10 protein-coding genes are annotated in these 11861 nt (G+C 70.4%); 5 read left to right on the top strand and 5 right to left on the bottom strand.

Annotation, left to right across the window (positions count from 1 at the left end):
* Positions 1-5: 5 nt before the first annotated feature.
* Together ACLQ28_RS12585 and ACLQ28_RS12580 are read right to left on the bottom strand one after the other, a co-directional pair.
* Positions 6-1790, bottom strand: coding sequence for a stealth family protein (locus tag ACLQ28_RS12585; RefSeq protein WP_425686407.1), 1785 nt, complete (start codon positions 1788-1790; stop codon positions 6-8).
* A 45-nt stretch (positions 1791-1835) separates the two neighbouring features.
* On the bottom strand, positions 1836-3653 hold the full coding sequence (locus ACLQ28_RS12580) for a stealth family protein (RefSeq protein WP_425686406.1): 1818 nt from the start codon (positions 3651-3653) through the stop codon (positions 1836-1838).
* A gap of 422 nt (positions 3654-4075) precedes the next feature.
* On the opposite strand from ACLQ28_RS12580, the gene ACLQ28_RS12575 reads away from it, so the two are divergent.
* Positions 4076-4996, top strand: coding sequence for a DNA-3-methyladenine glycosylase family protein (locus ACLQ28_RS12575; protein WP_425686405.1), 921 nt, complete (start codon positions 4076-4078; stop codon positions 4994-4996).
* Positions 4997-5002: 6 nt separating this feature from the next.
* Here the strand turns inward: ACLQ28_RS12575 and ACLQ28_RS12570 are convergent, their stop codons facing one another.
* Both ACLQ28_RS12570 and ACLQ28_RS12565 read right to left on the bottom strand, forming a co-directional pair.
* Positions 5003-5425, bottom strand: coding sequence for an SRPBCC family protein (locus ACLQ28_RS12570; protein WP_425686404.1), 423 nt, complete (start codon positions 5423-5425; stop codon positions 5003-5005).
* Between the two features lie 94 nt (positions 5426-5519).
* Entirely contained in the window at positions 5520-5732 is a 213-nt protein-coding gene (locus ACLQ28_RS12565; protein WP_110563419.1) for a hypothetical protein, read from the bottom strand.
* Positions 5733-5868: 136 nt separating this feature from the next.
* Between ACLQ28_RS12565 and ACLQ28_RS12560 the strand changes: the two genes are divergently transcribed.
* Together ACLQ28_RS12560 and ACLQ28_RS12555 are read left to right on the top strand one after the other, a co-directional pair.
* Complete coding sequence (locus ACLQ28_RS12560) at positions 5869-6984, top strand: ATP-dependent DNA ligase (protein ID WP_425686403.1); 1116 nt, start codon at positions 5869-5871, stop codon at positions 6982-6984.
* A 58-nt stretch (positions 6985-7042) separates the two neighbouring features.
* Positions 7043-8614 (top strand): alpha/beta hydrolase, encoded by a 1572-nt coding sequence (locus ACLQ28_RS12555; RefSeq protein WP_425686562.1) that lies wholly within the window; start codon positions 7043-7045, stop codon positions 8612-8614.
* Here the strand turns inward: ACLQ28_RS12555 and ACLQ28_RS12550 are convergent.
* Positions 8541-9053: a potassium channel family protein gene (locus tag ACLQ28_RS12550; RefSeq protein WP_425686402.1), complete on the bottom strand. Its 513-nt coding sequence runs from the start codon at positions 9051-9053 to the stop codon at positions 8541-8543. The two genes, ACLQ28_RS12555 and ACLQ28_RS12550, sit on opposite strands and share 74 nt — an antisense overlap.
* 74 nt (positions 9054-9127) lie before the next feature.
* Between ACLQ28_RS12550 and ACLQ28_RS12545 the strand changes: the two genes are divergently transcribed.
* Both ACLQ28_RS12545 and ACLQ28_RS12540 read left to right on the top strand, forming a co-directional pair.
* On the top strand, positions 9128-9580 hold the full coding sequence (locus tag ACLQ28_RS12545; protein WP_425686401.1) for a GNAT family N-acetyltransferase: 453 nt from the start codon (positions 9128-9130) through the stop codon (positions 9578-9580).
* A gap of 139 nt (positions 9581-9719) precedes the next feature.
* Positions 9720-11771 carry a PIG-L family deacetylase gene (locus ACLQ28_RS12540; protein ID WP_425686400.1) on the top strand — a complete coding sequence of 684 codons (2052 nt, stop codon included), beginning with the start codon at positions 9720-9722 and terminating at the stop codon, positions 11769-11771.
* Positions 11772-11861 lie beyond the last annotated feature (90 nt).

Below are 11861 nucleotides of genomic sequence, written 5' to 3'. Positions count from 1 at the left end.
CCATGTCAGGCCTTCTCCCACGGGCTGGGCACCGGGAAGTAGGTGTCGAGAAAGGGTGTGAGGACCGCGAGCTGGGCGGTCAGGTCCGCCTCGGAGGAGAAGGCGTCGTTCAGGCAGAAGACGTGCCGGTCCCGGCGGGCCAACAGGTGCGCGAGCCGCGCGGGAGTGTCGGGGTGGGACAACTCGGCGATTGTGTATTCCAGCTCGCCCGGCGCGGCCCGACCGGTGTGGAACGCGTAGTAGTGGTGCAGCGACGAGGCGACCGAGATGTCGGTCATGCCGCGGAACCGGCTGGCGGCGGTCCCACGGTGCGGTGCCGGGAACTCCTGCTCGATCTCGTACAGGACGCTGCGCCGCAGCGCGTGCGGCATGTGCTTCATCTTCTTGTTGAGCACTGTGCCGAAGCGCTCGGCGAGCAGTGCCCGATTGTTCTTCCCAGCGGCTGACGACGGGATGTCCTCGGCGCTCGGCGCTCCCGGCGGCACGAGCGCCGGCGACGGGAAGAAGCGGGAGATGCCGTTGGCCAGGAAGAAGTCCTGGGGAAGCACCTCGGTGCCGAGGAAGACGTCGTCGTTGAAGTACAGGAAGTGCTCGGAGAGCCCGTCGATGTGATGCAGCTGGCTCTCGATCGCGTGCGAGTTGTAGGTGGGCAGCACCGATGGGTCGGTGAAGATCTCCCGGTGGCTGACCACGCGGATCCCCGGCACCGACGGGTCCAACCAACTCGGCACCTGGTCGTCGGTCACCAGGTAGATGTGCCGCACCCACGGCGCGAACAGATGCACCGACCGCAGCGAGTAGCGCAGCTCGTCGCGGCTGAGGAACCGAGCCGGACTCGCCGCCTCGGCGTGGTAGGGAATTCCGGTCACGGTGGCGCGTCGACGCAGCCAGTCCGGATCTGTGCCGTCCACCCAGGTGTAGACGACGTCGATGGGGAAGGCCACGTCGTACGGGGAGCGGCCGGCGAACTCCGGCCGGGTTCGAACGGTCGTGCTGTCGGTGGGCGGCACCAGGCCGGTGAACTGCGACTCGGGTACGAGGACCGAAGGCGACGACACCTGGACCTGCTCCGCCACCGGGTTACGGCGGGGGGCGACGAGGACGTCCTCCTGCCGGGTCCAGAACTCGACGTCACAGCCGTACGCCGGCCCCAGCACCAGACGGTGCCGTGGATCCGTCCAGTACCAGGTCAGTCGTAGCACCGGGGCCTCGGCGACCCGGTCCCACGTCCGTGGCTCGAAGCCCGCGACCGGGGGCCGTTCACCGTTCTGCCGAGGTATGGAGACGTAGCCGGGAACTCGTGCGCAGGCAGCAGCGAGCGCGGTCTGAGCGCGGCTGCGGTCGGCGACGTCGACGGCGACCACGGACGCACGAGGTGACCGACCACGGACCTGGAAATATTCGATGCCAGCCTCGTCGAGCGCCGCCGTCACGGCGGTCAGGTTCGCCGCCCGGGCCCGCAGCGGCGTGACTGCCCGGTCGACGAGGGCGATCCGCGACGCACGGTCCGCTGTCACGACCGCCCGGTCACCACCGGCGAGCAGTTCCGGCTGCCGTCGCGCCAACCGCTCGCCCCGGCGCCCCGCCACCAGGGCGTCTCGGGATGCCCGTGCGACCCACTGTTTGAGTTGGTGGCGTGCTCGCGGGCTCACCTTCGTCGCGATCGCGCGACGGGTCTGTGCGCTCAGCACCCGACGGTAGACGTCGACGAGCCCCGACGGCTCGGCGAGCGCCCGCGGCGGCTCCGACGATGGCGGTTGAGGTGCGGGGCGTACCAAGCTGGGCTCCACTACAGACGATGTCCGAAAATTGCGGGCTGAGACGGTGCGGGCGGGTCAGCCGTCCATCCTCGGCGCAAAGCCCCTGAAGTCGGTGACCGTGCTGAGCATGGTGTTGGGCGTGGTGGGCGCGTCGATCGGGGTGCCTCGACGGGCATCCACCACCTGACGGTACGACCGCCGCCACAGCTCACCGGCGCCCACGGACCGCCGCTCCGCCACGACGTCGTCGGGCAGCTCGAATGGGGCGGGGAAGGGCAGGTAGCGCGGCAGGAAGTCGGCCAGCATCTTCTCCTGCTCTTCGAACGACCGCGGATCGGAGTCGGTGTCATTGAGGCAGAAGACGTCGCGGTCCCGGCGGGCCAGCAGCTCGGCCAGTCGGGCGGGGGTCGAGGGGTGGCCCAGGTCGGCGTACTCGTACTCGATGTCGCCGGGAACAGCCTGCGCGGTCAGGAACGCCCAGTACTGGTGCAGCGACGACGGGATGGACAGGTCGCCGTGGTGACGGAACCGGTGCCGTGCGGTGGCCATCACCTCCTCCGGCAGCCTGCCCTCGATCTGCTGCATGATGCTGCGGCGCAGCGCGAACGGGGTGTGCTTCATCTTCTGTGTGATGGTCACGCCGAACTGCCGCTGGATGTGTCGACGGTTGTTCTTTCCGGCGGCTTTCACCGGCGGGTCCTCAGGATTCGCCTCGCCCAGGCCGAACTGCGCCGGTGAGGGGAAGAACTTCGCGATCCCGTTGGCGTGGAAGAAGTGGTTCGGCAGCAGTGGACGCCCGAGGAACACGTCGTCGTTGAGGTAGAGGAAGTGTTCGGCCAGACCGTCGATGCGGTGCAGCCGAGACTCGATGGCGTGCGAGTTGTACGACGACCGGCCGCCGAGGTCGGCGAAGAGTTCCGCGTGTGAGATGAGCGTGATCCTGGGATGGCTCGGGTCGAGCCAGCTCGGCAGCTGACTGTCGGTGATCAGGAAGATCCGCCTCAGCCAGGGCGCGAAGCTGTGCAGCGACCGCATCGAATACCGCAGCTCGTCGCGGTTGTGGTAGCGCGAGGAGTTCGCGGCCACCGCGTGCACCGGGCCGTCGGGGGCACCGAGTGCCATCGACTTCCGCTTCTGCCACTGCGGGTCGGAGCCGTCCACCCAGGTGTAGACGGCGTCGATCGGGAAGCCAACGCGGTCCGGCGCCCGGACGGCCAGGTCCCGGCGGGTGCCGTAGGTGTGGTCGTCGGCCTCGGGCACGAAGTGACTCATCAAGGCTGCGGCCACCCGGACCGGTTGTGCCCGGGCGGGCGCCTCGTCGACGACACCGTTGCGTCGGGGCGCGCGGACCATGTCCCCGCGCCGGCTCCAGAGCTCGATCTCGCAGGCGAACTGGGCACCGAGGACCACACCGGCTCGGGCGTCGGTCACTGGGAAGCAGACTTGGAACACCTCGGTCGGGGCGGCGTCCGGCTGGTCCCGAGCGGGCTGGACCTGCACCACCCGGACGTTGGCCCCCGACAACTCCGGCGCGGAGCGGATGACGTGTTGCACCGCCGGCCGCTGGTCGTCGAGGACTGCGACAGTGCTGCGCAGGTGGTCATCGTTACGGATGCAGTGGTAGTCGATGCCGGCAGCGTGCAGCGCGGTGGTGACGGCGGTGAGGTTGCGGTGCCACTGCTCCAACGGCGTAGCTGTGGCGACCACCTCGGCCTTGATTCGGACGCCGCCGTCGGGCACGGTCACCCGGGCACCCAGGGGATGCACGGTGTCACCGCCGCGCGGCCGGGAGAGCGTCTGCACCAGGCCGATCCGCCGGTGGGCCGGCAGCACAGCGAGGAGGCGCCGCCGCACCTGCGGCGGCAGAAGTCGGTAGACCTTCAGAGCGATCATGCGCTGGGCCGTCCGACACACACTCGTGCAGCCATCACTGCATGCCTTTCCACAGATCCCCCGTTGGCACTGCGTGGCGATCTAGCGCCGATCGCTCGCCGTGTTGGGCGGCTGTCGGCGGACACCGATCTCCGGGCCGGGCCACGGTCGCCCGCGAGTGGGGACGATGGTGGCCGCCGCAGGTGACCCGGGACAGTGTGTTTACCTGCAGGACATCAAACAACCACACGATCGATGCCTGACCCACAACCTCTGGCGGCATAAGTGAGTTTGGTTCTGGTTTGCCGAGAGAATCCTGGCCGTTCGGGTAGTTCGCGCCACCGTTACGGCTGCCTTAACGTGCCCTCACGTTTCTCCCCAATCGATAGCGGGACCGGTACGGCGGCTGCCAGGGCCGGATCCTGACCTGGCAAAGTAGCGGGGTGACCGACACCGAACCCGCCGCGACCAGGGTGCTGCACCCGCCGGTCGGCTACCGGCTGGCCGCGTCGGTCCGTGGGCTCACCTTCAGCCCGTACGACCCGTGTGCGCGCGTGGCCGCCGGTGCCTTCTGGTGGGCCACCCGCACCCCGGACGGGCCGGCCACCCTCGCGCTGCGGCCCGCCGGTGGCGAGCTGCTCGCGGAGGGCTACGGGCCGGGCGCGGAGCATGTTCTGGCGCGCGCCGACGCGATCGCCGGGCTACGCGACGACCTGACCGGCTTCACCGAGCTGGCCGGGGCGCACCCGCTGGTCGCCCGGCTGGCCCGGGAGCACCGAGGGCTGCGGATGCCCTCGACCGGGCAGGTCTTCCCGCACCTGCTGCGCGCGATCTTCGAGCAGAAGGTCACCGTCAAGGAGGCGTTCCGGGCGTACTCGGCAACTGTGCGGCACTTCCGGGAGCCGGCACCCGGCCCGTTGCAGCCGCTGCTCCTGCCGCCCGAGGCTGCCGCGGTGGCCGCCACCCCGTACTGGGTGTTCCACCCGTTCGGGGTGGAGCAGCGCCGGGCCGACACGCTGCGTCGCGCCGCAGCGCTCGCCGACCGGTTGGAGCGCAGCGCCGACGCCACCGACGCCACCCGCCGGCTGACCGCCATCCCCGGCATCGGGCCGTGGACGGCCGCCGAGGTGGTCCGGGTCGCGTACGGGGACCCGGACGCGGTCAGCGTCGGCGACTATCACGTCCCGAACACCGTGGCCTGGGCGCTCGCCGGCGAGCCGAGGGGCGACGACGCCCGGATGCTGGCCCTGCTGGAACCGTTCCGGGGTCACCGGGGCCGGGTGTGCCTGCTGCTGAGGGCCGCCGGCATCCAGGCTCCGAAGTACGGTCCACGGGCCCAGATCCGCTCGTTCGCCCGATTCTGACTCCCGTCAGCCCCGCTCGCTCCGACTCCTGAGCCCGTCGGCCTCCAGCCGAAGGTAGCGGCGGAACAGCCCACCGTAGAGCCGGCCGATCAGGCCGGCCAACGGCCCGGACTGGCTCAGCACCAGCTCGACGCGGGTGCGCCCGTCGGGCAGCGGCAGCAGCCGGTGCTCTGCCGTGGTCCGCACGCCCGGAGTGTCGGAGACCCAGACGAACGACCGCTGCTCGGTCAGCTCGGTGACCCGCCACACCGCCGGCCGTAGCTTCGGCTGGGTCAACCGGGCAGTCGCGCCGACGGCGAGGGGCCCGGGCTCACCCCGCTCGGCCCGGGACACCGACGCCGTCCACTCGGGCCAGCGCTGCACGTCGACGAGCACCGCCCAGACCTGCTCGACCTCGGCGGCGATGTCCGTAACGGCTTCGAACCGCATCGCGTCCCTCCCCGGCCGCGCCGCCGGGCACCCACGACGGGTGCGGACGAGGCCGCCAGGTGGATCGTGACACCAGCGCGCAAACCCGACGGGATCAGGCGGCTTCGCGCAGGTCGGCCAGGCTCAAAGGGGTACGCCGACGCAGCAGTTCCTCCAACTCCGGCACCGAACCGACCTCGCCGAGCACGTTCCGGCCGCCGCCGAACCGCTGCGGGTAACGGCGGGTCAGCCGGTAGCGGTAGCGGCCCCGGATCAGCTCGACGCTCACCCGCCACCGCCCGCAGCAGTCACAGACCCACTCGGACACCTCGTGAAAATAGCTCTGACCTGTGGTTATTCGATTCGCCAGGGACGGGACGAGCGGCGCGTGGGCGGACACGCCACCTCGGCACCCACGGTGATCTGCCTCACGACTGTCGGCACCGTCTGATTGACTGGTCGCCGTGGACCTGCCCATCAACCCTCCGGTCGAGCCGATGCTGGCCAAGAGCGTCGCCAAGCTTCCCACCACGCCCGGGGTGACCTACGAGCCCAAGTGGGACGGGTTCCGGTGCATCGTGTTCCGCGACGGCGACGAGGTCGAGCTGGCCAGCCGGGGCGGCAAGTCGATGACCCGCTATTTCCCCGAGGTGGTCGATCAGGCCCGCCGGCAGTTGCCCGAGCGGTGCGCGGTCGACGGTGAGCTGATCGTCATCCGGCGGGAGGGGCCGAGCGGCCAGGCGCGGTTGGATTTCGAGCTGCTGGCCCAGCGCATCCATCCGGCCGCTTCCCGGGTGAAGATGCTGGCCGAGACGACACCGGCCGACTTCGTCGCCTTCGACCTGCTGGCCATCGGCGACGAGGCGCTGCTCGACCAGCCCTACCCGCGTCGCCGGGAGCGGTTGGTCGAAGCGCTGGCCGGGGTGCGTCCGCCGATGCACGTCACCCAGGTCACCACCGATCCCGACACCGCCCGCCGCTGGTTCGACGTCTTCGAGGGTGCCGGGCTGGACGGGTTGATCGTCAAGCCGGCCGACCTGCCGTACGAGCCGGGCAAACGGCTGATGTTCAAGGTCAAGCACGCCCGCACCGCGGACGCGGTGGTGGCCGGCTTCCGCTGGCACAAGTCCGGCCCGGTGGTGGGTTCGCTGCTGCTCGGCCTGCACGACGACGCCGGGGTCCTGCACCACGTGGGGGTGAGCGCGTCGTTCAGCATGGCCCGCCGAGCCGAGCTGCTCGACGAGTTGGCGCCCTACCGGGACACCGGCGGCGAGCACCCGTGGGTGCACGGCGACCACGAGCGCGGCCAACGCATCCCGGGTGGGGTGAGCCGGTGGACCGGCACGAAGAACCTGGAGTGGGAGCCGGTGCGTCCGGAGCTGGTGGTCGAGGTGGGCTACGACGCGATGGAGGGCGAACGGTTCCGGCACACCGCCCAGTTCGTCCGCTGGCGCCCGGACCGCGATCCCCGGTCCTGCCGCTACGACCAGCTCGACCGGCCGATCCGCTTCGATGTGGACCAGGTGCTGCGCGGCGACCCGGCGGCCACCGTGGACCGGGCCGCCAGCGGCTCAGCGTAGCCTGGCCGTCGACTCGATTCCGGAGGACCACGTGACCCGCACCGCCAATCAGCAACGGATGGCGACCAGTCGCCGGGTCCGTCGTACTCTGGCCGTCTTCAGCGTCGCGGCGCTGCTCACCGCCGGTTGCACGCTGCCGGCGTTCGCGCCACGCACCGAGGTCGAGGGTGCGGCCGCACCGACCGGCAGCGCGCCCGCCTGGCGGCCCTGCCCGGAGGTGCCCGACGAGTTGGTCGGGCGCGGCGCACCGGACATGCGCTACGAGTGCGCCCGGATCGCGGTGCCCCGCGACTGGGGCACCGGCGGCGGGGCGAGCACCGGCCCGGGAGTCGGGCAAACCTTCGAGATCGCCCTGCTGCGGGCACGCTCCACAAAGCAGCACGACCGGCTCGGTTCACTTGTGGTCAACCCGGGCGGCCCGGGCGGCTCCGGCGTCGACACCGCCGTCTACCTCTCCTTCGGCCCCCAGTTCGGCGGGCTTCCCACCTCGATCACCGAGCGCTTCGACATCGTCGGCTTCGACCCGCGCGGGGTCTCCCGGTCCAGCCCGGTGAAATGCATCTCCGACGCCGACCTCGATGCCAGCTTCGGCTTCGACCCGGATCCATCGAGCCAGTCGGCGTTCGACGGCTTCGCCAGCCTGAACCAGCGGATCGGGCGTGGCTGCGGCGATCGGTACGGCGACCAGTTGCCGCTGTACGGCACCGAGCAGGCCGCCCGTGACATGGATGCGGTGCGCGCCGCCGTGGGCGACGACAAGCTCACCTACCTGGGCTACTCCTACGGCACTCTGCTGGGCGCCACATACGCCCAGCTCTACCCGCAGCGGGTGCGTGCGCTGGTGCTCGACGGCGCGGTCGACCCACAGCAGAAGCTGGTGGAAGGCTCGGAGAGCCAGGCCCGCGGCTTCGAGCGGGCGTTCACCAACTTCACCCGCTGGTGCGCGGCGAACGCGAGTCGCTGCCCGATCGCCCCGGACGCGCGGGCCGCGGTCACCTCGGCAATCGACAAGGCCAAGGCCTCCCCGGTCCGTGGTGCCAACGGGCGGGAGGCCACCGCCGGCTGGGTGTTCTACGCGGTCATCTCGTCGCTCTACACCGAAGCCGGCTGGCAGGAGTTGGCCCAGGCGATCGACAAGCTGGCCGAGGGCGACCCGAAGGACGTGTTCCGGCTCGCCGACTCGTACGCCGGCCGGGGCTCCGACGGGCGTTACTCGAACCTGTTCGACGCCAACCTGGCCATCAACTGCGCCGACGAGACGGAGAAGCCGAGCCGGGAGCAGATCCGCCAGTTGCAGTCGCAGTGGCGTGGGAAATACCCGCTGTTCGGGCCGGCGCTGGCAGTCGGCATGTTGAGCTGCGTCGAGTGGCCGGGTGGGCGGGACCCGTACCCGACCGGCCGGGCGAACGGCGCACCGCCGATCGTGGTGGTCGGCACCACCGGTGACCCCGCGACGCCCTACGAGCAGACCCCACAGCTCGCGTCGATGCTGGGCGTCGGCCGAGTGCTCACCTGGGAGGGCGAGGGGCACACCGCCTACCCGCAGACCTCCTGCATCACCAACGCGGTCGACGCCTACCTGCTCGACCTGACCGTTCCGCGGGAGGGCCTCCGCTGCCCGGCCCGCTGACGTCAGGGCTCGGTGGCAGCGGCGGCAGCTCGATGCCCTGCCGGGTGGCCAACTCCTCCAGCAGCGCCCGCATCCGGCGGACGTCGGTCTTGAGCTGCTCCTGCTCCTCGTGCACGAAGGCGTCGTCATCGACGATGAGTCGGCTGGCGAAGTGTGCGGTGATCAGCGGGATCACCAGCAACACCATGGTCGAGATGAGCAGCGCGGCAAGCGTCCGGCCCGCCCAGGTGGTCGGCGAGATGTCGCCGTACCCGACGGTGGACGCGGTCACCACCGCCCACCAGACGGCGTCGGCGGGGCTGCGGTGCTCGACCTCGCCGTAGATGACCCCCGCCACCACGATCATCAGCAGGTACGACGTGATCAGCGTGCGGGGCGAGTTCGCAAACCACACAAGCGCCCTATAGATCCACCGGAACGGCAGCAGCAGAGGCTCCATGCCGCCCCATGCTGCCCGTCGATGGCAACCGCCGCCGTCCCATCCGCCGGCGTCGCTGTGTCAGGCTCACCAGCATGACCGACGTGATCTACCGAGAGGCGGTCCGGGCCGACCTGCCCGCCGTCATCGCCCTGCTCGCCGACGACGTCCTGGGCAAGGCGCGCGATTTCACCGAGGTCGACGAGGCGTACGAGCGGGCGTTCGCGGACATCAGCTCGGACCCGCGCAACCAACTGATCGTCGCCGAGCAAGGCGGTGAACTGGTCGGCTGCCTCCAGATCACCTACATCCCCGGGCTCGGGCGGCACGGCAGCGAGCGGTCGCTCATCGAGTCGGTCCGGGTCCGCTCCGACCGGCGCGGCCAGGGGCTGGGCCGGGACCTGATGACCTGGGCCATCGACCAGGCCCGGCAGCGCGGCTGCGCGCTGGTGCAGCTCACCACGGACAAGACCCGCGCGGACGCGCACCGCTTCTACCTGGGCCTCGGCTTCGCGGCCAGCCACGAGGGCATGAAGCTCGCGCTCTGACCGTCCGCCGGTGGTGTCCCGCGGCGACGCCCTCCCTGCTCCTACCGGATCGACGGTTGGTCAAGGACCAATATCCCGTCGGCTGGTAGATTCCCGGGCCGTAAGAGCTGGTCGGCCACCGACGATTGCGGGGAGTTCGATGAGGCTGTTTCGAGGCGCATCGAAAAAGGGCGAACTTCCGGTAAGTCCCGCACGCCAGCTGACCCACCTGCAAATCCTCGCCCACACCGACGACGACCTGTATTTCATGGTCCCCGACCTGCTGCAAACGCTTCGGTCCGGCACCGCGGTCGTCTGCGTCTATCTCACGGCCGGCGAGGCGGACGGCCGCAACGTGCCGACCTCGGACCGCAACCGGCTGGACTACCCGCAGGATTTCGAGGGCTACACGACGGGCCGGCAGAGTGGCCTGCGAGCTGCCTATTCCGCGATCGTCACCGGCCGCAGGGACGCGGTCTGGAAGCGCACCACGCTCGATGTCCGCGACGGCGTGGTCGCCGAGGTGAACACCCTTGAGGAGGGCTGCGCGCCGGTCACTTTGATTTTCCTCAATCTGCGCATGGGTCCGGGGGACGCGCGGGTTCGCCTGCGGACGTTGTGGACCGGCGACTCCGAGGCACAGGAGACCCTGCGGCCGACCGACAGCCCCATTCCGGCCGCGAGCGGTTCCTATCGCTTTACCCGGGAAGGACTGCTCACCACGCTGGTCGACCTGCTCGAGGCGAACCAGCCGAGCGTGGTCCGGGTGATGGACCCTGATCCCGATCACACCAAGTACGGCGACGGGCCGACGCACTACTGCGACAACGAGGACCACACGGCCGCCGCGTTGTTCGCCATGGAAGCGTTGCGGCGCTACGACGTGGCCGGCCATCCCCAGAGGGTGACGACCGAGAGCTACCGCGGTTACTGGAACAAGCTTTGGCCTTTCAACCTCAGCGGCGCGGCGTTCGCCGAAAAGGTGAAGTACCTGAGCATCTACGGCGGTGAGGACGGCCACAAGTGCGGCCAGCCCCTGCTGTGCGGGGACCGGCAGCTGGGCAACCGTTCGTACAACCGCGGCTACGGCCAGAGCACCACCTACCGGTACCACGGATCGACCAGTTGGCTGCGCCGCATGCGCGACGGCCGGCTGGCCGCATTCGGCGTGCTCGACGGGCGCCCGGCCCGCTGGCTCGAGTCGGCCGCCGGCTCCGGGACCTGGACCGGTCCGGAATCGTTCGGCGGCTCCGCCGGAGCCGACCAGGAGGCGTTTCTCCCGCTGCTGGAGGTGGTCCGAGACATCGACGGCAGACTGCACGCCTTCGGGATTCGGGCGACCTTCTCCGCGAACATCTACGGCCACGTCCGTGACGTCGTGCTGGCCAGCGAGACGGACCGGCAGGGCGAGTTCACCGACTGGGAGAACCTCGGTAACCCGTACAACGGCTCGGGCCCCAATCCGATCAAGCGCCGCGAGATCGGTTCACCGGCGGCGGTGGTGGACGGTAAGGGCCGGCTTCGCTTCTTCGTCCGCAATTTCGGTTCCGGGATGAGCGCCCGGGTCCGCGAGCTCGACGGCACCTGGGGTCCCTGGCTGGACCACGGTGGCCGATCCCAGGACGGTTACCACGCCATCCGGACCGGTCGCGGGACCATCGAGCTCTACGGCGGATCCGTCGGAGACGGCGTCCAGCCGGGCATCGTGCGATGGAGTCAGCAGAACGCCGAGGGCGACATCGAACCCGCGTACAACACGCTGTTGCCGGCGCCCGCCGGGCCGCCGACCGTGGTCGAGCTGCCGGACGGCCGACTGTTGTTGCTGGTCCGGCAGCCGAACACCGCGTGGGTCGTGGCGTACCGCCAGGAGAAGCCGGGCGGCCGCTGGGACCCGACGGCGCATTTCCTCGGCGGGGACGGCGGCATCGGACTACTGGCTGCCCTGGTGCTGAACGACGACCAGGGCGTGGTGATCGCGCAGCGCAACGATGCCGGGCGGATCAGCGTATGCCTGCAGCCCGCGTCCGGCGGCGCCTTCCACACTCGATGGGTCGATCTGGGCGGCAGCCCCGTGCTGCGTACGCCGGCGGTCGAGACGGACGCGACGGGGCTGCCCACCGTGGCGGTGGTCGGCGCCGACGGGCGGCTCCGCTCGATCCGCCTCTCGGTGGCCAAGGGTGTGCTCACCCCACAGGAGTGGGTCACCGCCTGACCAAGTCGACCGGCGCCCGGGAGCACTATCGGCCTGGGCGCCGGCTCGTCACGCCCACCTGGTGGGGCAGCGGAAGTTGCCCCGACCGAG

Origin of the sequence: Micromonospora sp. DT201 (assembly GCF_049841575.1) — a bacterium.
Taxonomy (GTDB): Bacteria; Actinomycetota; Actinomycetes; order Mycobacteriales; family Micromonosporaceae; genus Micromonospora.
This window is presented reverse-complemented; position numbering and strand designations above follow the sequence as displayed.

Excerpts from the sequence above, each read along its gene's own strand:
- ACLQ28_RS12570 (WP_425686404.1), bottom strand. The coding sequence starts at position 5,425 with ATGCGGTTCGAAGCCGTTACGGACATCGCCGCCGAGGTCGAGCAGGTC.
- ACLQ28_RS12555 (WP_425686562.1), top strand. The coding sequence starts at position 7,043 with ATGGCGACCAGTCGCCGGGTCCGTCGTACTCTGGCCGTCTTCAGCGTC.
- ACLQ28_RS12540 (WP_425686400.1), top strand. The coding sequence starts at position 9,720 with ATGAGGCTGTTTCGAGGCGCATCGAAAAAGGGCGAACTTCCGGTAAGT.
- ACLQ28_RS12545 (WP_425686401.1), top strand. The coding sequence starts at position 9,128 with ATGACCGACGTGATCTACCGAGAGGCGGTCCGGGCCGACCTGCCCGCC.
- ACLQ28_RS12580 (WP_425686406.1), bottom strand. The coding sequence starts at position 3,653 with ATGATCGCTCTGAAGGTCTACCGACTTCTGCCGCCGCAGGTGCGGCGG.
- ACLQ28_RS12550 (WP_425686402.1), bottom strand. The coding sequence starts at position 9,053 with ATGGAGCCTCTGCTGCTGCCGTTCCGGTGGATCTATAGGGCGCTTGTG.